The sequence below is a fragment of the Massilia agri genome (assembly GCF_024753255.1).
In the GTDB taxonomy this organism is placed as follows: Bacteria; Pseudomonadota; Gammaproteobacteria; order Burkholderiales; family Burkholderiaceae_D; genus Telluria; species Telluria agri.
In genome coordinates, this window is sequence record NZ_JANUHA010000002.1 from 291,964 (window position 1) to 311,251 (window position 19,288).

20 protein-coding genes are annotated in these 19,288 nt (G+C 67.7%); 6 read left to right on the forward strand and 14 right to left on the reverse strand.

From position 1 onward, the window contains the following. Positions 1 to 323: 323 nt before the first annotated feature. The 3 genes from NX780_RS04350 to NX780_RS04360 all read left to right on the forward strand — a co-directional run bounded on the left by NX780_RS04350 (position 324) and on the right by NX780_RS04360 (position 2,897). On the forward strand, positions 324 to 1,184 hold the full coding sequence (locus NX780_RS04350; protein ID WP_258826622.1) for a polysaccharide deacetylase family protein: 861 nt from the start codon (positions 324 to 326) through the stop codon (positions 1,182 to 1,184). Then, entirely contained in the window at positions 1,181 to 2,005 is an 825-nt protein-coding gene (locus tag NX780_RS04355; protein WP_258826623.1) for a glycoside hydrolase family 16 protein, read from the forward strand. Before NX780_RS04350 ends, NX780_RS04355 begins: the two co-directional genes overlap by 4 nt. A gap of 124 nt (positions 2,006 to 2,129) precedes the next feature. Beyond that, a complete protein-coding gene (locus NX780_RS04360) occupies positions 2,130 to 2,897 on the forward strand; it encodes a GIN domain-containing protein (RefSeq protein WP_258826624.1) in 768 nt (255 codons plus the stop codon). A gap of 6 nt (positions 2,898 to 2,903) precedes the next feature. Here NX780_RS04360 and NX780_RS04365 read toward each other — a convergent pair whose 3' ends face one another. The 12 genes from NX780_RS04365 to NX780_RS04420 all read right to left on the reverse strand — a co-directional run bounded on the left by NX780_RS04365 (position 2,904) and on the right by NX780_RS04420 (position 14,156). Next, a complete protein-coding gene (locus tag NX780_RS04365) occupies positions 2,904 to 3,245 on the reverse strand; it encodes a BON domain-containing protein (protein ID WP_258826625.1) in 342 nt (113 codons plus the stop codon). Positions 3,246 to 3,335: 90 nt separating this feature from the next. Then, positions 3,336 to 4,448, reverse strand: a complete 1,113-nt coding sequence (locus NX780_RS04370) for a tetratricopeptide repeat protein (RefSeq protein ID WP_258826626.1) — start codon at positions 4,446 to 4,448, stop codon at positions 3,336 to 3,338. Positions 4,449 to 4,464: 16 nt separating this feature from the next. Continuing rightward, entirely contained in the window at positions 4,465 to 5,406 is a 942-nt protein-coding gene (locus NX780_RS04375) for a type II secretion system F family protein (RefSeq protein WP_258826627.1), read from the reverse strand. Between the two features lie 24 nt (positions 5,407 to 5,430). Continuing rightward, complete coding sequence (locus tag NX780_RS04380; RefSeq protein ID WP_258826628.1) at positions 5,431 to 6,408, reverse strand: type II secretion system F family protein; 978 nt, start codon at positions 6,406 to 6,408, stop codon at positions 5,431 to 5,433. 21 nt (positions 6,409 to 6,429) lie between these two features. Next, positions 6,430 to 7,776 carry a TadA family conjugal transfer-associated ATPase gene (locus NX780_RS04385; protein WP_258826629.1) on the reverse strand — a complete coding sequence of 449 codons (1,347 nt, stop codon included), beginning with the start codon at positions 7,774 to 7,776 and terminating at the stop codon, positions 6,430 to 6,432. Between the two features lie 18 nt (positions 7,777 to 7,794). Continuing rightward, positions 7,795 to 8,961, reverse strand: coding sequence for a CpaE/TadZ family protein (locus NX780_RS04390; RefSeq protein WP_258826630.1), 1,167 nt, complete (start codon positions 8,959 to 8,961; stop codon positions 7,795 to 7,797). Between the two features lie 38 nt (positions 8,962 to 8,999). Continuing rightward, positions 9,000 to 9,275 carry a hypothetical protein gene (locus NX780_RS04395; RefSeq protein ID WP_258826631.1) on the reverse strand — a complete coding sequence of 92 codons (276 nt, stop codon included), beginning with the start codon at positions 9,273 to 9,275 and terminating at the stop codon, positions 9,000 to 9,002. Between the two features lie 8 nt (positions 9,276 to 9,283). Continuing rightward, the gene (locus tag NX780_RS04400) at positions 9,284 to 10,912 is read right to left on the reverse strand and encodes a type II and III secretion system protein family protein (RefSeq protein ID WP_258826632.1); all 1,629 of its coding nucleotides are present in this window, start codon (positions 10,910 to 10,912) and stop codon (positions 9,284 to 9,286) included. Positions 10,913 to 10,934: 22 nt separating this feature from the next. Beyond that, positions 10,935 to 11,783, reverse strand: coding sequence for a Flp pilus assembly protein CpaB (gene cpaB, locus NX780_RS04405; protein ID WP_258826633.1), 849 nt, complete (start codon positions 11,781 to 11,783; stop codon positions 10,935 to 10,937). After that, positions 11,780 to 13,183, reverse strand: a complete 1,404-nt coding sequence (locus tag NX780_RS04410; RefSeq protein ID WP_258826634.1) for a DUF8689 domain-containing protein — start codon at positions 13,181 to 13,183, stop codon at positions 11,780 to 11,782. Before NX780_RS04410 ends, cpaB begins: the two co-directional genes overlap by 4 nt. A 188-nt stretch (positions 13,184 to 13,371) precedes the next feature. Next, positions 13,372 to 13,893 carry an A24 family peptidase gene (locus tag NX780_RS04415; protein ID WP_258826635.1) on the reverse strand — a complete coding sequence of 174 codons (522 nt, stop codon included), beginning with the start codon at positions 13,891 to 13,893 and terminating at the stop codon, positions 13,372 to 13,374. Between the two features lie 59 nt (positions 13,894 to 13,952). Further along, a complete protein-coding gene (locus tag NX780_RS04420) occupies positions 13,953 to 14,156 on the reverse strand; it encodes a Flp family type IVb pilin (protein WP_258826636.1) in 204 nt (67 codons plus the stop codon). 346 nt (positions 14,157 to 14,502) lie between these two features. On the opposite strand from NX780_RS04420, the gene NX780_RS04425 reads away from it, so the two are divergent. Beyond that, complete coding sequence (locus NX780_RS04425) at positions 14,503 to 15,537, forward strand: GGDEF domain-containing protein (RefSeq protein WP_258826637.1); 1,035 nt, start codon at positions 14,503 to 14,505, stop codon at positions 15,535 to 15,537. A 9-nt stretch (positions 15,538 to 15,546) separates the two neighbouring features. On the opposite strand, the gene NX780_RS04430 is transcribed toward NX780_RS04425, so the two are convergent. Beyond that, a complete protein-coding gene (locus NX780_RS04430) occupies positions 15,547 to 16,143 on the reverse strand; it encodes a 2-hydroxychromene-2-carboxylate isomerase (RefSeq protein WP_258826638.1) in 597 nt (198 codons plus the stop codon). A 58-nt stretch (positions 16,144 to 16,201) separates the two neighbouring features. On the opposite strand from NX780_RS04430, the gene NX780_RS04435 reads away from it, so the two are divergent. Then, positions 16,202 to 16,942 carry an SDR family oxidoreductase gene (locus NX780_RS04435; protein WP_258826639.1) on the forward strand — a complete coding sequence of 247 codons (741 nt, stop codon included), beginning with the start codon at positions 16,202 to 16,204 and terminating at the stop codon, positions 16,940 to 16,942. 7 nt (positions 16,943 to 16,949) lie between these two features. Here NX780_RS04435 and NX780_RS04440 read toward each other — a convergent pair whose 3' ends face one another. After that, on the reverse strand, positions 16,950 to 18,206 hold the full coding sequence (locus NX780_RS04440) for an HD-GYP domain-containing protein (RefSeq protein ID WP_370663573.1): 1,257 nt from the start codon (positions 18,204 to 18,206) through the stop codon (positions 16,950 to 16,952). 83 nt (positions 18,207 to 18,289) lie between these two features. On the opposite strand from NX780_RS04440, the gene NX780_RS04445 reads away from it, so the two are divergent. Further along, entirely contained in the window at positions 18,290 to 19,222 is a 933-nt protein-coding gene (locus NX780_RS04445) for a LysR substrate-binding domain-containing protein (protein WP_258826641.1), read from the forward strand. The last annotated feature ends 66 nt before the right edge of the window (positions 19,223 to 19,288 follow it).

A 19,288-nucleotide genomic window follows, 5' to 3' on the forward strand; every position in this document is an offset into this window, starting at 1 on the left:
GCAGTTGTTGTTCAGCAATCCGTCTGTTACGTGGAAACGTTTCCATCTCACTTGTCTGAATATTAGGGTTAGCAAAAAAAATTGTCAACGGAATATTCCATACGGATCGGAGGCGAAATGCGGCTGATTTGCAACACCCTCCGGGCCACCCCGCGAAATGCAGGCATCTGCGCCCATGTGCGCCGAACGCACTGGCATTGACACGCCAAAATCGGCGGTGCTATAGTCGGGTTGACAATCTGGTAACGTTTCCAAATTCAGACAAAGAGGCGCGGATGCGGCGTGTGGACGGACGTGGCGGGAACACAGGACGGGCTGGGAAGATGGCGGGCCGTGTCCTTGCCGCCACCCTGCTTGCCGGCCTGCTGTGCGCCGGCCTGCACCCGGGCCCGGCGCCCGCGGCCGAGCCGGAACGGGGCTTCGCCTGGCCGGACGGCGCCCGCGCCGCCGTCAGCCTGGCCTACGACGACGCCCTCGATTCCCAACTCGACAACGCCCTGCCTGTCCTCGACCGACACGGCATCCGCGCCAGTTTCTACCTGCAGCTGTCGAACCCTTCGGTGGCGCGGCGCATGGAGGACTGGCGGGCGGCCGCGCGGCGCGGCCACGAGCTCGGCAACCACAGCCTGTTCCACCAGTGCGCGCGCAGCAAGCCGGAGCGCGGCTGGGTCGAGGCGCACCGTAACCTCGACACCACCAGTGCCGAACAGATGCGCGACCAGGTGCTGCTGGCCAATATCATGCTGATGGCCATCGACGGCCGCGCGGAGCGGACCTACACGGCGCCCTGCGGCGACACGCTGGCCGGCGGGCGCGACTACCTGCCGGGGGTGCGCGCGTCCTTTGTCGCCATCAAGGTCGGCAGCAATGGCGGCGTGGTCGAGGCGATGGACAGGCTCGACCCTTACGCGGTGCCGGTGCTCGCGCCCAGCGGCGTGAGCGGCGCCCAGCTGATCGCGATCGTCAAACAGGCGGCGCGACAGGGCACGATGGTCAACTTCACCTTCCACGGCATCGGCGGCGACTACCTCGGCGTATCCGCCCAGGCCCACGAAGAACTGGTGCGCTTCCTTGCCGAAAACCGCCGCCTGTTCTGGACCGATACCTTCCTCGACATCATGCGCCATGTGCGGCGCGAGCAGGCCCGCCTCAAACCCACGCCGACACCACCAGGAACACCATGAGATCTCTTCGCCTTCCACTTGCCTTCTGCGCCACCCTGCTCGCCCTCGGCCTTGCCGGCTGCGCCACCCCGGAAGCGCCCGCTTCCGCCGGCACGGCCGGCTGGACCCTGGCCTGGAGCGACGAGTTCGATGGCGCCACGCTCGACCGCGCCAAGTGGCTCCCGGAGACGGGCGGCCACGGCTGGGGTAATGCGGAGCTGCAGCACTACACCGACCGGCTTGACAACCTGCGGGTCGAGAACGGCATGCTGGTCATCGAAGCGCGCCGCGAAGCGTATGGCGGCAATGCCTACACCTCGGCGCGCATCAAGACCGCCGGCCTGATGGAACAGATGCACGGGCGCTTCGAAGCGCGCATCAAGGTGCCGCAGGGCCAGGGCATCTGGCCGGCCTTCTGGATGCTGGGCGCGGACATCGGCAAGATCGGCTGGCCGCGCAGCGGCGAGATCGACATCATGGAAAACATCGGCAAGGAGCCGGACATCGTGCACGGCACGGTGCACGGGCCCGGCTATTCGGGCGAGAAGGCCTACGGCGGTCCGTCCCGCCTAGACAAGGGCAAGTATGCGGACGACTTCCATGTGTTCGCGGTCGAATGGGAAGCCGGCGAGATCCGCTGGTACCGCGACGGCATCCACTTTCACACGGCACGGCCCGACCTGGTCAAGGGCGACTGGGTCTTCGAACGGCCCTTCTTCGTGCTGCTGAACCTGGCCGTCGGCGGTTATTGGCCCGGCAATCCGGACGGCACGACGGTGCTGCCCCAGCGCATGCTGGTGGACTGGGTGCGGGTGTACCGGCGCAGCGGCGCGGCGAAGTAGCGGCACTCGTCATTCCGGCATTTTTGCGCTCCAGACCGCCGATCGTGCAGTTCATCGCAATCGGCGGGGACGTCGGCCCGCTTCGGCCTATGCTGTTTTCATCCCTACTCGATCGGAGAACACGATGAAAACCCTGTTGAAGCCCGCCGCGTTTGCCACCGTCCTTGCCCTGCTTGCCACCCCGGCACTGGCCGACGAGGTCGTGCGCGAGAACCGCACCATCGACGCCCGCGTGACCAAGGTGAAGCTGGGCGGCGTGGTCGACCTGGTGGTCCGCCAGGGCAATACCCCTTCCCTCGTCGTCTCGGGCGACAAGCGCTACGTGCAGCGCATCACCACCTCGCAGCGGGGCGACACCCTGGAAATCGACACCGAATCCCTGAACAAGCGCCGCGGTGAGATGCAGGAGAAACTACGCGCCGAACTCACGGTGCCGAAACTGTCCGAATTCAGCTCGGAAGGCGTGGGCGCCTCGACCGTCACCGGCTTCTCGGGCGACACCCTGCGCGTGGCCCTGGACGGCGCCGGCGCGGTCACGATGAACGGCAACTACCGCGCCATCGACGCCAGCCTGGGCGGGGTGGGCGGCCTGACCCTGAACGGCGTGCGCACCGAGCGCCTGGAGCTCAGCCTGCGTGGCGCGGGCCGCATCAATGTCAGCGGCGAGAGCAAGGAATTGCATGCCAAGCTGGCCGGTGTCGGCAGCCTCGAGGCGCAGAACCTGCGCGCGGAAACCGTCGACCTCGACATGTCCGGCCTGGGCGGCGCGACGGTCCATGCAAGCCGTGCGGCCGAGGTCGACCTGAGCGGCATGGGCTCGGCCACCGTCTATGGCAAGCCGGCCAGCCGCCGCGCCAATACCAGCGGCATGGGCAAGGTCGCCTGGAAATAAGCGCGCTTACTCGCGGCGCGGCTCCCTGACCACCATGCTGTTGCGCACTTCCTTCACCCCCGGCGTCTCGCGCGCGATCTGCGCGGCGCGCAAGGCGCTCTCGGAAGAATCGACGAAGCCGCTGAGCTGGACCGTGCCGCGGTAGGTTTCGACCTGCACCTCGGTCGCCTTGACCTCCGGCGAAGTGGCGAAAGCGGTCTTGATGCGGCTGGTGATGGCGGTGTCGTCGATATACTCGCCGGTGCCGCGCTGCGTGCCGGTGGGTGCGCAGGCACTGAGGATGGCCAGCACCAGGCCGGCAAGAATCAGTTGGGCGCGGACGTTCTGGATGCGCGATAGCAGGTTCATGGCGGCTCCCGAGAGAAGGCAGACCAGCCCATTCTCTCGGGAGGCAAGCTTCGGCGTTTGATGCCGAACAAACGTGCGCCCGGACCTTTTTCAGGAAGCCTTGTTTGCCGCAATGCGCGGCCCGGCCGCGTCTGGTAGAGACAAGAGGGGCCGTAGCGCGAATCCGCGGCGCGCCACGTCGCGGCCCAGCACCACGCGCAGGTTGGCGGGTGCGCAGCGCGCCACTTCTTCCAGCTGAGCGCCGCCGAAACGCTCGGCCAGGCGCTCGGCCTGCGCGCGGTAGGCCGGCTCGTATTCGACGCGGGTGCGGCGTACCCCAAACCCTTTCTGGTTCGAAATGCGCGCCACCTTCATCCCGTCGGCGCCGAGCTGGCCCGCGAGCTTGCGCGCCATGCCGCGCATGCCGTTGCCATTGCGGATTTCGAGCAATACCACCGGCGTGTCCGGCGCGCCCTGCCCCGGCGCCGGCTGCCGCTCGACCGGCGGGAGCGCGGCCTGCGCCGACGCTGCCGTCGATGCCGGTTCGCGCCGCAATTCCAGCATGCCGTCCACGCCCACGTGCAACTGCAGCTGGTTCCAGCCCGGCTCCTCGCGCTGCGGCGTTTTGGCCGCGCGGTCGATGGCTGCGACCGTGGAGGTGGCGCCCAGCGCGGCATAGTCGGCGCGCAGATCGTGGACGCGCAAGGCCTCGGCCTGGGCCAGCATCTGGCTTGCGCGCTCTTCCTGGCCGAGCTTGCGCAGGGTTTCGCCCAGCAGCTGCCAGGCGCGGTGGTTCAACGGGTCCAGCAGGCAGGCTTTCTCGAGCGCGACCAGGGCCTGGTCGTAGTCGCCATCGAGGAAGAGCGCATGCCCGAGGTTGCTGAACAAATAGGCCTTGGCGGGCCCCGCCGACAGGTTCACGGACGCGGTCAGCGTGCGCCACAGGGCGATCGCGGGGCCGAACTCGCGCTGCTCGGCGTGCAGGGTCGCCAGGCCGTTGCGGGCGTTGACGTGCTGCGGCGCGGCCCGCAAGGCGGCCTGGTAGGCCGCGCGGGCTTCATCGTAGCGGCGCGCCAGGTGGTGGTTGCGTCCGGCCAGGTAGGCGTCGTCGGCGACCGGGGTGGCGCGTTCGCGCGGGACGCGGCCGGAAATCGGCGCGCAGGCCAGCAGGCTGGTGCCGAGACCCAGCAACGCCAGGCGGGTGAGCAGGATGGGGGTTCGCATGGCAGGCTCCAGGATGTCAGCGGGCGCCGGGCAGCGCGCCCAGGGTCCGCGAGATCTGGATCGCGGCAGGACCGAGCAGCACCGTCAGCAGCAGTGGGAAAATGCAGAAGATCAGGGGGAACAGCAGTTTCAGGCCGATCTTGGCCGCGCGCTCCTCGGCCAGGATGCGCCGCTTGTGGCGCAGGTTGTCGGACTGTACGCGCAGCGAGTCGCCGACGCTGGTGCCGAAGCGTTCGGACTGGATCAGCATGGCCACCAGCGTGTCGACGTCTTCCACGCCCGACCGCAGGGCGAAGTTGCGCAGCGCCTTCTCCTTGCTGAAGCCGGCGCGCATCTCCATCAGCACCAGCTGCAGCTCCTGGGCCAGCACCGCGCTCTTGATGTGGATTTCATTGGCCACCTTCACCAGCGCGCGCTCCAGGCTCAGGCCGGCCTCGACGCAGACCGTGAGCAGGTCGAGGGCATCGGGAATGGTCTCGAAGATCTCGCGCCGGCGCCGTTGCACGATGCGCTCCAGCACCATGTTCGGCAGGTAGTAGCCGACCGAGGCTGCCGCCAGCAGCAGCGCCAGCACGCGACCGCCATCGATCCTGGCCCCATACATCACGAGGAAGGGTGCGCCGAGGGCCGGCAGCAGCAGGGCCAGCCCGGTCTTGGAGGCGAAATACAGGGTGGGCGCCGCCGGGTTGCGCCAGCCGGCGTTCATGAAGCGGGTGCGCAGGGTCGATTTTTCCCAGCCTTCTTCCGGGATCGACAGGCGGGTCAGGGGCTTGGCGGCGCTGGCGACGCGCTCGACCCAGCCGTTGCCGGCGTCCAGCTGGCTCGGCTCGGCGGCGCCGAGGAAGTGGCGCAGGCGCTCGCGCAGAGCCAGCGGCGCGAACAGGACGAGGCCGAGCCAGGCCAGGCCGCAGACCACGCACAGGACGATGAGCAGGAAGATCAGCTGGGAGGACGTCATGGTCACCTCGTGGATGGACTGGCTTCAGATTCGGATACGGATGATCTTGCGCAGCCAGATCACGCCGATCACCAGCATGCCCACGCTGTACCAGAGCATGCGCTGGCCCTTCGGCTCGGTCCACAGCAGGCTGACGTACTGCGGATTCGAGACGAGCATCACGCCCAGCACGGCGAAGGGCAGCGCGGTGAGGATCACGGCCGACATGCGTCCTTCGGCGGACAGCACGCGCACGTGCGCCACCAGCTTCAGGCGGGCGCGAATGATGCCGCTGATATTCCCCAGGATCTCGGCCAGGTTGCCGCCCGATTCGCGCTGGATCAGCACCGCGATGATCAGGTAGCGCAAGTCGGTCAGGGGAATGCGTGCGGCCATCCCGTGCAGCGCCTCGTTCATCGGCACGCCGTAGTTGATCTCTTCGCGCGCGATGCGGAACTCGCCGCTGAGCGGCTCGGGCAGCTCGTTGCCGACGATCTGCAGCACATTGCTGAAGGAGTGGCCGGCGCGCAGCGCGCGGGCGATGAAGTCGGCGGCGTCGGGCAACTGCTGCTCGATGCGCACCAGGCGCCGCTGGCGCGCGCGCCGCAACAGGACCCAGGGCAGGCACAGGCCCAGCACCGCCACCAGCAGCCGCAGGGGAAGCGGCAGCGGCCAGGCGAGCGAGACCAGGACTGCGGCGACCATGCAGCCGCTTGAAACGGCAAGGAACTGGCCCACCGTCTGCGCCGCGCCGGCCTGCACCAGCAGCGCGTCGATCCGGTGCGCCAGCGTGATGCGGTGCAGGACCCGGTCGAAAGCGGCATTGCGGCTGTAGGGGCGCTGCTTGAGGATCGAAATCCGCTCGCCGCTGCGTCCCGGCGAACCGGACATGACCTGTAGCCGGCGCGCGATCCGGCGCGCCGCGGCGCCGTGCTTGCCCACCCACCACAGGTAGGCGCCCTCGATGCCCAGGACCGCGGCGGCGAACAGGAACACCACGAATGCGTAGAACAGCGCGTCCATACGATTTACCTTTACCTGGCCTTAGTCGAAGGTGCGGTCCGGATCGAAGCTGTCTTCCGGCACCGGCACGCCGTACATGCGCAGGCGGTCGGCAAAGCGCGGCCGCACACCGGTGGCGCTGAAGCGGCCCTTCACCTTGCCGTCCTGGTCCACCCCGCTCTGCTCGAAGCGGAAGATCTCCTGCATCGAGATGATCTCGCCTTCCATGCCGGTGATTTCCTGCAGGCTGACCAGCTTGCGCGTGCCGTCGGTCAGGCGCGAGACCTGCACCACCACCGTCACGGCTGACACGATCTGCTGGCGGATCGCGCGCGCGCTCAAGCTGACGCCCGCCATGCTGACCATGTTCTCCAGGCGCGAGAGCGCGTCGCGCGGGGTGTTCGAGTGGATGGTCGCGAGCGATCCTTCGTGGCCGGTGTTCATCGCCTGCAGCATGTCGAGCGCCTCGGCGCCGCGCACCTCGCCCAGGATGATGCGGTCGGGGCGCATGCGCAGGGCGTTCCTGACCAGGGCGCGCTGGGTGACCTCGCCCTTGCCCTCGATGTTCGGCGGCCGCGTCTCGAGGCGCACCACGTGCGGCTGGCGCAGCTGCAGCTCGGCCGCGTCTTCGATCGTCACGACGCGCTCGGTGGGCGGGATGAAGCCGGAGATCAGGTTCAGCAAGGTGGTCTTGCCGCTGCCGGTGCCGCCCGAGATCAGGATGTTGACCTTGGCCGTGCCCAGGCTTTCGAGCACCCGGATCATTGGCGGGGTCAGGCTTTTGTAGTCGAGCAGGTTCTGCACCGTCAGCGGGGTCGCGCCGAAGCGGCGGATCGACAGCAGCGGCCCGTCCACCGCCAGCGGCGGAATGATCGCATTCACCCGCGAACCGTCCGGCAGGCGCGCGTCGACCATCGGGCTCGATTCGTCCACGCGGCGGCCCACGCGCGAAACGATCTTCTCGATGATCTTCATCAGGTGGGCGTTGTCGTGGAAGGTGATGTCGGTGAGTTCGAGCTTGCCGCGCCGTTCGACGTAGACCTTGCTGGCGGTGTTGACCAGGATGTCGGACACGGTCGGGTCGTTCAGCAGGGGCTCGAGCGGGCCGAAGCCGAGCATCTCGTGCTGGATGTCGAGCACCAGGTGGTGGCGTTCGTGCTGGTTCAGCACGATGCGCTCTTCCTCGATGATGCGCTGGACCAGCAGCGCCAGCTCGTGCTTGAACTGCTCGGCGGTGAGGCGCTTCAGGCGCTCGAGGTCGATGCGGTCCAGGATCATCTGGTGCATCAGCTTCTTGAGTTCCTGGTAGGCCTGGTTGGCCGCTTCCGGCGGCACCGCGCCGCTGGGGCGCTCCGGGGTGGTGCTGGCGAGGCGTTCGCGCAGGGACATGGAATTCTCCTTTGGCGTTCAGTCGTCGCGTCCGAACAGGCGGTCGAACAGGCCGCGGCTTTCCGGCGCGCGCCGGGTGGTCACCAGTTCGACCATGTCGGCCAGGCTGCGCGCGGCGGCGCTCGAGCGCGACAGCTGCAGCACCGGCACGCCCTGGTTGACCGAGTCCGTGACGGCGACATAGTCGTTGGGGAAGGTGTGCACCACTTCGCAGCCCAGGGCGGCGTGCAGGTCCTGCAGGCGCAGCTTGCCGCCCTTTTCGTAGCGGTTGACGATCAGGCGGATGTGGTCCAGCACGTAGCCGAGCGAACGGAAGATGTCGAGCAGGCGCCGGGCGTCGCGGATGTCAGGAAGGGCCAGCTGCAGCACCGGGTAGATGGTGTCGGTGACGTCGAGCGCGCGCAGCGACACCGCGTCGATCTGGCGTCCGACGTCGAGCAGCACGTAGTCGTAGTGCTGGCGCGCCACGCGCAGGATGGTGTCGATGTGTTCGGGCTTGGCCTCTTTCGCATGGGCCGCGTCGTCGGCGGCGGCCAGCACCCCGAAACCGGGGGTGACGTGCACCACGCAGGAATCCAGGAAGGGGCCATCCACGCGCGCGATCTGGGCGCAGACGTCGGACAGGGTCATGGCCGGCTTCTGGTCGGACACGTAGAGCGCCGCGTCGCCGAACTGGCCGTGCAGGTCGATCAGCAGCACCTTCTTGGCGGCCAGGGTGGCCAGGGCGTAGCCGAAGTTGGTCGAGATGAAGGTGGCGCCGCTGCCGCCCTTGCAGGCGATGAAGGCCAGCACCTTGCCGTCACGCAGATTGGACACGCCGGCGGCGGCCGAGATGCGGTCCATCGATTCGTGGAAGGCGCGGTGCACCAGCGGCAGCTGCAGTACTTCGCGTACGCCGGCGCGCATCGCATGGATCAGGAGGTCGGGCTGGTGCTGGTCCGTCAGCAGCATCAGGTGGGCCTCGGGATACTGGCGTCCGAGCCGCTCGAGCAAGGCGGCTTCCGACGGTTCGGTCTCGGTGGCGTCGACGATCACGAGCTGGGGGGCGTCGCTTTCTGGCCGGTCGAGCGCCTCGCGCAGGCTGGCGCGTACGGCCCCGAGGTTCAGCGGCGGCACGCGCGCCGCTCCCTGGGAGGCGATTTCCGCGTACAGCTGGCTGTCGCGGCTGATGAGGAGCGCTTTCATGGCGGGTCTCGTGGCGGTCGCTTGGGTTCAGGGGCCGCTCAGCGCGCGCCGGTGTTGATGATCAGGGGAGGCGGCGCGCTTTCCGGCTGCGCGAAGCTGCGCTGGTAGCGGTCGTGCGCACCCTTGGCGGCGCGACCGTCGACCCCGACGGCAGGATTGGGGTTGCGGCTTGCCGCCGGGTCCAGCACCTGGGCGGCCAGGTTGGCGCGGGTGGAAGCGCCGAACTGCGCGTCCCAGCGCGGGGTCGTGTTCGCGCATCCGGCGAGCAGCCCGGCCAGCAACAGCGGGGCGATGAAGCGTTTCGAGGTGTTCACGCTGGCTCCTATTTGAGTTCAAAGCCGCCGGCGGTCTGGGCGGCGGGTGGGGCGGCCGGCGGCGTGGAAGCTGCGGCCGTGCTCGTGGCCGGCGCCTCTCCCTCCAGGCGCCCGCCGAGCAGCACGCCGGCGCGCGACGGGATGCCCACCTTGTCGGTCGGCAGCACGTAGCCCGGTCCGGCGAGCGGCTTGACCAGGCGCGCCGTGATCACGAACACCAGTTCGGTGCGGTCCTGCTGGTAGTCGGTGCTGCGAAACAGCGCGCCCAGCACCGGGACTTCGCCCAGCATCGGCAGGCCTTTCAGGTTGGCCACCAGGTTGTTCTTCACCAGGCCGCCGATGGCGAAGCTCTGGCCGTCGTAGAGCTGGACGGTGGTGCTGGCGCGGCGCGTGGTCACCAGGGGCAGGATCGCATTGCCGGTGATGCCGACCGCCGATACCCCCACCCCTTCGCGCGAGAGCTCCGACACTTCCGGCGCCACCTTGAGGTTGATGCGCCCTCCGGCCAGCACGGTCGGGGTGAAGCGCAGGCCCACGCCGAATTCCTTTTCCTCGAGCGTGATCTTGTTGTTGTCCTGGGCGACCGGGATGAAGAACTTGCCGCCCGCCAGGAAGCTGCCTTCCTGGCCGCTGATGGCCAGCACGTTCGGTTCGGCCAGCACGCGCACCAGGCCGTCCTGCTTGTCGGCCTCGCCCACCAGGCGGTTGCCGTTGTCCTTGTCGAAACGCAGGCCGCCCTGGGCCCGGCCGGTCAGGAAGTTCGACACCAGCCGGGTGGTCCAGCTACCGGAACCGAAGCGGAAGACGGTATCGGTCTCGAGCCGCTCGAGCAGGGTCTTGGACACCTCGGCGATCTTGACTTCGAGCTGCACCTGCTGCGGCGCGCTGACGTTCAGCATATTCACCACACGCGTGGCCGCCGCGCTGGCGCCGCCGCCGGTGAGGCTGTTGGCGCCGGTGCCGGCGAGCGGAATGACCCCATCGGTCTCGTTGTTCTTGTCCGCGGACGGCAGCTGGCGCACCGGGCGCCGCACGTAGGCGGTGGCCAGCTCGACCGCGCGGGCGATGGCGCCGGCGTCGCTGACGGTCCCCAGCAGGACCAGGGAATCGGCGGCGGCCATCACCCGGATGTCCTTCTCGTCCGGCATGGCGGCGCTGAGTGTCGCCTGGAGGGCGGCCGGATCCATCGCGACCACGATGTCGACCACGCTGCACAGGCCGCTCCTGCCCTGCACGATCATATTGGTGGTGCCGACGTCGACGCCGGCGATGTACAGCGTGTCCGGCGCCACCAGCATGGCCTGCACGATGGAGGGGTTGCCCACGCTGCGGTGGACCACTTTTTCCGGCAGGCGCAGCATGGTCGACTTGCCCATATTGAGGTTCAGGGTAGCCGGGCGCGCGGCCTCGCCGCTGCAGCCTGCAGCAAGCGGACGCGCATCCGGCGCCGGGCCGGCTGCCTTCACGCCGGCGGCTTTCGACCTGGCGGGGGCTGCGGACCTGGCCTGGGGCGGCGCCTTGGCGGGCGCAGCGGCGGGTGCGACGGCGGCAGCGGCAGTGTCGGCCGCCCCGGCGGATTGGGTAGCGCCCAAGGCCAGGCCGACGGCCAGCGGTGCAAGGAAGAAACGTCTGTTCATGGCATCCATCCCGGTAGTGAGGTCAGAAGCATTCCTGCGAGGTGTGCAGGCCGTTGATGACCTTGACGCAGTTGCGTGGTGCGGGGCTTGCCGCCGGCCGCGGGGCCTGGGTGCGCGGGCGCTGCACCGGCAGCGCCACCGGCCGCAGCGGCGCAGGCGGTGGTGGCAGCAGGTTCTGCTTGGTCGCGCCGAGGGTCGCGGCGGCAGCCGGGTCGACCTGGTTGCGCAAGGCCAGCGACAGGGTGCCGACGCTGCGCGCCAGGTCCAGCTGCTCGGCCTGTTCCGGCGTGACTTCCAGCGTCACCGCATTGACCACCTTCGGCTTGGTCTCGTCGCGGTTGACTTCCTGCGCCACCGCCAGCACCAGGATCCGCTCCAGCACGATCTTCGAGATGCTCTGCTGGCGCGGCTGTTCGCCCTGCAGCGGCGGTTCGGTCTCGGTGCTGACGATGATGTCGACGTAGTTGCCGGGCAGCGCGAAGCCGGCCACGCCGATCACGTCGTTGACCCTCACCGTGATGGCGCGCTTGCCTTCGGTGATCAGGGCGGACAAGCCGCCCAGGGTCCCGCTTGGCGCCAGCTTGGATTCGCTCAGCGGTTCGCCGGACTGGATACTGGTCTTGAGCACGCGCCCGCCGAGCTTCTGCGGATCGTCGAAGGCGCCTTTCGGCACGCTGTGCGCCGGCCAGTCGACCAGCTTGAGCATCTCGGGATTGAGGCGCTGGCCGATATTGATGTCGGTCGCCGCCACCACGATGCGCCCGCTGCTGGCCGCCGGTTGCCTCAGGAGCCAGTTCGAGGCCAGCAGCACGGCGGCCAGGCCGAACAGGATCGCGAGCGTCATCACGATCACGGCACGCTTGTTCTTCATGGTGTGTCTCCCGGCTCGCTGGACGCGGGCATTGGTGTCGAAAGGGGTTCGCCCGCTTCAGTTCCGGCTTCGTGCGAAAACAGGCTGCTCCAGGCGCGGGCCAGGCTGGGGCAGTCGAGGCGCGGGACCTCGCCGGCGAAACCGGCGAAATCGACGATGCGGCCGAGGAGCTCGTGCGGCCAGGCGGCCAGCAGCGCGCGCCGGGTGCGGCGGTGCAGCTCGTGGATCAGGTAATCGATCGCGTCCTCGCTTGGTTCGATGCCGCGCAGCCGGCACTGGCGCCGTACCAGCGCGCGGTAGCCGTGTTCGGACAGCGGGCCGACCGGAATCCGGTAGCCGATGCGGCGCAGGCAGGATTCGTCCAGCACCGCCTCGGGCGCCAGGCTGGTGGCCAGCACCAGCGAGACGTCGAAGGGCAGCGCATGGCTGGCGCCGCCCGGCACCGCCACATGATCCAGGCCGCTTTCCAGCGCGCCGAGCCAGCGGTGCAGGACCTCGGCGGCCGGCACGCGCTGCCGGCCGAGGTCGTCCAGTATCAGGAGGCCGTTGTTGGCCAGCAGGTGCGAAGGCGCGCGCAGCACGCCGCTGGCCGCGTCCAGGCGCAGTTCCAGCATGTCGCGCGCCAGCTCGGCGCCGACATGCACCAGCGGCCGCCGGCATAGGGCCCAGCGCGCATCGCAGCTGCGCCGGTCTTCCATGGCGCGCGCCTGCAGGGGCGCAGGATGCAGGGCCGGGTCGTAGACCTGCACGATCTCGTTCTTGACCAGCACCGCGTAAGGCACGGCGATCGGGTCCTGGCGCAGGCGCGCCAGCTTGCGCGCGAGGGTGGTTTTCCCGCCGCCGGACGGACCGTACAACATCAGCGGGCGCTGTGAATGCAGGGCCGCCCCCAGCAGGTCGCGCAGTGCGGGTTCGGTGCCATCCTCCGCCAGCAGGGCCTGCAACTCGGCAGGGGTGGCGCGGGGAGCATCGGGCTGGCGCAGCGACTGCCCCTCGACCACGGCGCGCCAGGCTTCCAGGGTGACCGGGGCCGGGCCGATATAGCGCGATTCCGCCAGGTATTCGGCGGCGGCGCGCTGGCCGAAGGCGGTGAGCTGGTAGTGCACGTCGATGTCGCTTTCGCCGGACCAGGCGACTTCGACCTGCTGTTCGGCGACCAGGCCCTGCAGCACCTCGCGCACCACGCCGATCGACAGCCGCAGGCGGCCGGTGAGCATCGACAGCGCCGTCTTGCCGCTCGCATGCATGGTCTTGAGCACCAGCGCAGTGACGAAGCGTGGTTCGAGACCCGTGTCGCGCACCGTGCGCGCCTGTCGCGGCAGCACCGGTTCGACGTCAAGCCCGATCCCCGGCGTGCTCGCGCAAGCGGTGAGCGGCGGAGACGTTGACAATGCTTCCATAAAGAAACCTCCTGCTGGATACGGATATTTCTTACATTTGTTAAATTGATTCTAGCCACCACCCCCTCCCCCCCGTTTGACGCCCAGCAAGGAAGGGGGATCGGTGAATCCGGCAAGCAAAACGGTGCGGAACAGGTATGAAACAGGCGCAAACAGCACGCAAAAAACTTGCAAGAAAAGGCAGAATTTCAGCTATAGCGCATGGCCAGCACATAGATCGTGCCGGCGGCGATCGCCACGCCGTAGGGCATCGAACCGGCGCTTTCGCTCTTCGCTGCGCTGCCTACCGGAATGCGCAGCCAGAGGCCGCGGGCGATGTGCCAGAGGTTCCTCAAGGCCAGCAGCAAGCGGCCGCGGAAGACGATGATCGCGATCGCCATGGCGCCGCCGGCACACCAGGCCATGATGGCGATATGGAAAGCGGTGGCCGGGCCGGTGAAGGCGCCGACCGTGGCCATCATCTTGACGTCGCCGGCAGCCATACCGCGCATCATGTAAAAGGGAAGGAAGATCAGTAGTCCGGCGGCAAAGCCGCCCAGGCTGGAAAGCAGGGCTTCGCCGGGACTGGGCGAGAGCGCATGCAGGACCAGTGCGCACGCCAGGCCGCACAGGAGCAGGAGATTCGGGATACGGCGGCTGGCCAGGTCGTTGATCGCGGCAGCGGCAGCCAGCAGCAGCAACAGGGTATCGAGATAGGGTGCGACAACCATGATCCGCTCCAAAAAAAAAGCCCCCCGGGGCCTGACAGCGCCGCGGGGGGCACGGGCGATTAGCCGCCTGCTGCGGGTGCGGCCGGAACGTCGGCGAACTGATCCTTGATGTAGGTGAACGCATCCTTGATCTTCGTACCGACATCGCCTGCGACACTTGCCATCACGACGCCGATCAAGGCGGCAATCAGGCCGTATTCGATGGCCGTCACACCGTCTTCATCAGCAATGAAGGTCTTGATGGCGGAGGTAATGGTGCTCATGACGAACTCCTTATGGTGGTTGAGGGACTTACTGACAGACGGGGCCCACGTTGTGCTGCTTTCGACTGCGTCTGTCAGTGAGTTCACTGTACCGAATAGTTCCACACGGCAAGTTGATGTTGGGCAAGTTTGCCCTGCGGAAATGGTTCCTACCCATATTGCTTGAGCCCGCACAAGGGAATACGGCACGTTTCCAACAATGCCACATAGAAACGATAAATATTGTCAAGAATAGTTGCCTACAATACAAAAACAATTTATGCTGTCTCTTTTGCCGCTCAAAAAAGCGGCAAGCCCGTGGTACCGACGAGCCGTGCATTTGCTTGACTTTGTTTCTGTAAACGACATGGATTCCCTGCTGAGACACATGGTGGACATGACTGGCCACCGCGATCACACGATGCTGGACATTTCCGTGATTTCGGCGGTACAGGAGCTGTCGGGCGCCACGCAAACCCGGGTGCTGGCGATCAGCACGGTCTGCGGCCAGCGCTTCGTGCGTTCGCGCGCCTGCATCCGCGCCGGCGGCGTGGCCTGCCCCGAAGAGCCCCAGGACAGCAGCCCGGGCGAGCCGATCGCCGCTTTTCCGGAACTGGCCTGGTGCCTCGACCACCATGCTTCGCGCGCGGAAGGCATGGGCAGCGATGGCCTGCGCCGCCTGTGGCTGCCGATCTGGTTCGGCGACAAGGCCAGCGCCTGCCTCGAGATCACCCACGCACAGGGCTTCAATGCCGACACGGTCCACATGGTCAGCGGGATCGTCAGCGTCTACCGCAACTTCCAGAACCTGCTCGACTACAGCGAACGCGACTCGCTCACGGGCCTGCTCAACCGCAAGACCTTCGACGACCAGCTGGCGCGCATGCTGCATGCCGGCGACGCCGAGACCCTGCTGCCGGGCCAGCCCGAGCGGCGCCACCACGTGGCCGAAGAAAAGCAGTGGCTGGCCGTGGTCGACGTCGACCATTTCAAGCTGGTCAACGATCGCTTCGGCCACCTGTACGGCGACGAGGTGCTGATCCTGATCGCCAACCTGCTGCAGTCGTCCTTCCGCGCCCAGGACCGGGTGTTCCGCTTCGGCGGCGAGGAATTCGTCGTGCTGCTGCGCTCGACGACGCTGGAAAATGCGCGCCGCATCATCGACCGCTTCCGCAGCAACGTCGAGTCGCACGAATTTCCCCAGGTGGGACAGGTGACGGTGAGCGTCGGCTTCACCAGCATCCGCGCGACCGATTCGCCGGTGGTCACGCTCGGCCACGCAGACCAGGCCCTTTACTTCGCCAAGGCCAACGGCCGCAACCGCGCCTGCCACTACGACGAACTGGTGGCGGGCGGCCTGCTGCAGACCATCGCCACCAACGACACCGCCGAATTCTTCTGAGCCGCGGCGTCAAGCGCGCCGCGCGTAGTCGAGCGCGTCTTCCAGGCGGTCGTCGCCCCAGAACATCTCGCCGTCCACGATGAAGGTCGGCGCCCCGAAGATGCCCAGCGCGCGCGCCTTTGCCGTCTGCGCGCGCAGCGCTTCCCTGGCTTGCTCCATTCGCGCCGCAGCCAGCACCGCCTGCGGGTCGTCGACCAGTCCCCGCAAGGCCTCCAGCACCACGGCGGCATCGTCGATCTCGCGGTCGTGCGCCCAGTTCTGCAGCATGATGCGGCGGCAGTATTCCCCCATCCAGGCCTGGTCCGCGCCCACCAGCGCCACCCGCATCGGCAGCAGCGCGCGGCGCGGGAAGGCGCTGGGACGGCGGAAGGGGACGCCGTACTTCGCAGCGCGCCGGGCCATGTCGCGCCACACGTACTCGCCCTTCTCCTTCTGTTCGGCGAACGGGGAACTCTGCCAGCCGAGTTCGCGGAAGATCGGCCCGAGCAGGAAGGGCTGGTAGCGCAGCGCCACGCCGGCGTCCAGGGCCAGCGCTTCGACGCGCATCAGGGACAGGTAGCTGTAATTGCTGCCGAACTCGAACCAGCATTCGATCGTTGGATGCATGCGCAGGCCCCGCTGTTGGGTATAGTATCGGCTTCAAGCGTACAGCGAGGAGGCGGGAATGAGCAAGGTCGTGATCGTGACGGGCGCCGGACGCGGCATCGGCGCCGCCATCGCCAGGCAGGCCGCCGCCGGCGGCTATGCGGTGGCGGTCAACTACCACAGCGACGAGGCGTCGGCGCAGGCCCTGGTGGCGGCGATCCGCGCCAATGGGGGACAAGCCCTTGCGATCCAGGCCGACGTCGCCGTGCAGGCCGAGGTCGCACGCCTGTTCGCGCGCACCGAAGCGGAACTCGGCCCGCCGACCGCGCTGGTCAACAACGCCGGCATCACCGGGCGCATCGCCTCCTTCATGGACACCGACCCCGCCACCATCGAGGCGGTGTTCCGCACCAACGTCCATGGCCTCATGCACTGCAGCCGCGCCGCGATCGGGGCCTTCCGGCGCATCGGCACGCGCGGCGTGATCGTCAATCTCTCCTCCGTCGCGGCCAGCACCGGCAGCCCGCGCGAATACGTCCACTACGCCGCCAGCAAGGCCGCCGTCGAGACCTTCACGCTGGGCCTGGCGCGCGAGATGGCGCCGGAAGGCATCCGCGTGTGCGGCGTCGCGCCGGGATCGACGCTGACCGGCATCCACGCCGCGGCCGGCGAACCGGAGCGCCCGCAGCGGGTCGCACCGGCCATCCCGATGGGACGGCTGGCGGAACCGGAGGAAATCGCGGAAGCGGTGCTGTGGCTGCTGTCGCCGGCCGCGTCCTACGTGACGGGAACGACCTTGCGCTGCGCCGGGGGAATGTAGCTGCCCCTCAGGCGATGTTCATGAACTGCAGCGGGTTGACGTTCCACTTTTCGGCCGACTCGTGGCGCACGATCTTGTCGCCGCCGCCGAAGCCGAAGGGCTTGGACAGGTCCAGGGTCTGGGGCTTGATGTAGGTCTGGTTCTTCGTGCTGAAGAAGACATTGACCTTGGGCGTGAGCAGGCTGGTCTCGTGCGGCTCGATCACCACGCCCAGGCGGCCGGATTCGAGCAGCACCAGGGTGCCGACCGGGTAGATGCCGACGCAGCGCATGAATTCCTGCGCCAGGGTCGGGTTGAAGTGGAACTTGCTCCACTCGTAGATCTTGCGCAGCGCTTCGGCCGCCGGCATGCCCTTGTGGTAGCAGCGGTCCGAGGTGATCGCGTCGTAGACGTCGACGATGGCCGCCATTTGCGCCAGTTCGCTGATGCCGCCCTCGGCCTGCTTGTCCGGATAGCCGCTGCCGTCGCGGCGCTCGTGATGGTGCAGGGTGATGTCGAGCGGGATCTGGCCGATCTCCGGGGTCTTCACCAAAATGTCGTAACCATCGCGCGGGTGGCGCTTGATGATCTCGAATTCTTCTTCGGTCAGGCGCCCCTGCTTGTTCAGGATGGCGTCCGGCACCAGTGCCTTGCCGGTGTCGTGCAGCAGCCCACCCAGGCCCGCCTGGTAAATCGTATCCTCGTCCAGCTTGCGCGAGCGGCAGAAGGCCACCAGCAGCGCGCACACGCTGACCGAATGCAGGAAGGTGTAGTCGTCCTTGTTCTTGATGCGCAGGAGTCCCAGCAGCGCGCCGGAGTTGCGCAGGATGGATTCGGTCACGGCCTCGACCACCGGGCTGACCTGGTCCAGCTCGACCGCCTTGCCCAGGCGCGCATCGGCCATCACGGTGCGCACCAGGCCGGCGGCCTGCTTGCGGATGTTGGCGGCGCGCTGCAGTTCCTCGCCGAGGGACACGCGGGCGACGACGACCGGCTTGGCCGCGATCGCGGTCACCTCCGCCTCGGTGGCGGCGTCGGCCTGCTCCAGGGTCGGGGCGTCGTCGATGTCCAGGCCCTTGCTGCAATCGATGACGACGCCGCGGATCTTGGCATTGCGGATCTTGTAGATCTCTTCGTCCGAGCTCAACACGAAACGGTTGCGCATGAAGGGATGGTCCATCCAGCCGCAATCGAGGTCGTGAATGAACATGCCCACTTTCAGCTGCGACGCATCGACCTTTTTCAACATCTTGCTACTCTGCTCTGTAATAATGACGGCGCCCATCGCCCAAGATGCAGTATAGCAACACTAAAGGTCAATATTTCCAATAATTACCAGTTGTTGCTGATCAAACACACCTCTAAAGTATGGAATTTCGCCAACTGCGCTATTTCGTCGCCATCGTCGACCACGGTTCCCTGTCGCGCGCGGCCCTGGTCCTGCACGTGGCGCAGCCCGCGCTGACCCAGCAGCTGCGCCAGCTGGAGGAGGAGCTCGGCGCCCAGCTACTGCACCGCTCGGCGCACGGCGTGGTCAGTACCGACGCCGGCAAGATCTTCTACGAGCATGCCCAGGCCATCCTCAAGCAGGTCGCCGATGCCCGCTCGGCGGTGGTGCAGTCGACCACCCGCCCTTCCGGCAGCGTCTCGCTCGGCCTGCCGCACAGCATCTCGGGCGCGCTGGCGCTGCCGATCCTGAGCGCGGCGCGCGAGCGCTACCCTGAAATCACCCTGCAACTGACCGAGGAGATCACGGGCAGCCTGGCCGAGCAGCTCAAGTCCGGGCGCCTGAACCTGGCGGTGCTGTTCGACGACGTTCCGCTCGGCCACTTCACCGGCACGCCCCTGGTCGAGGAAGACCTGATGTTCATCTGCCGCGCCGGCTCGGCCTTCGCCCCGGCAGGACCTGGCGTGCGCCTGGGCGATGCCCTGGGCAGCACCTTGATCCTGCCGGCGCGCCAGCACGGCGTGCGCCCGCTCGTGGAACAGGCCGCGGCAAGCGCCGGCCTGGTGCTGGGCGCCGTCCTCGAGATCAATTCGCTGGCCATCCTGCGCTCGGCCCTGCTGGCCGACCTCGGCGCCACCCTGCTGCCGGTCGCGCCCCTGCTGGCCGACATCGAACGCGGGGCGATGGCGGCCTGGCCGGTGGTCGATCCGGCAGTGACGCGCCAGGTGACGCTCTGCGCTTCGCGCAACATCCCGCTCACGAATGCGGCAGCGGCGATCGGAAAGCTGGTGCGCGAAGTGAGCGAAGACCTGTGCGCGCGCGGCGCCTGGCCCGGCGCCCGCCTGCGTGAATAACGGTCATCAGATTTTCTTATACCCCCATCCGCATTCCCTATTGGCTTAGCCGAGGCCAAATCCCTA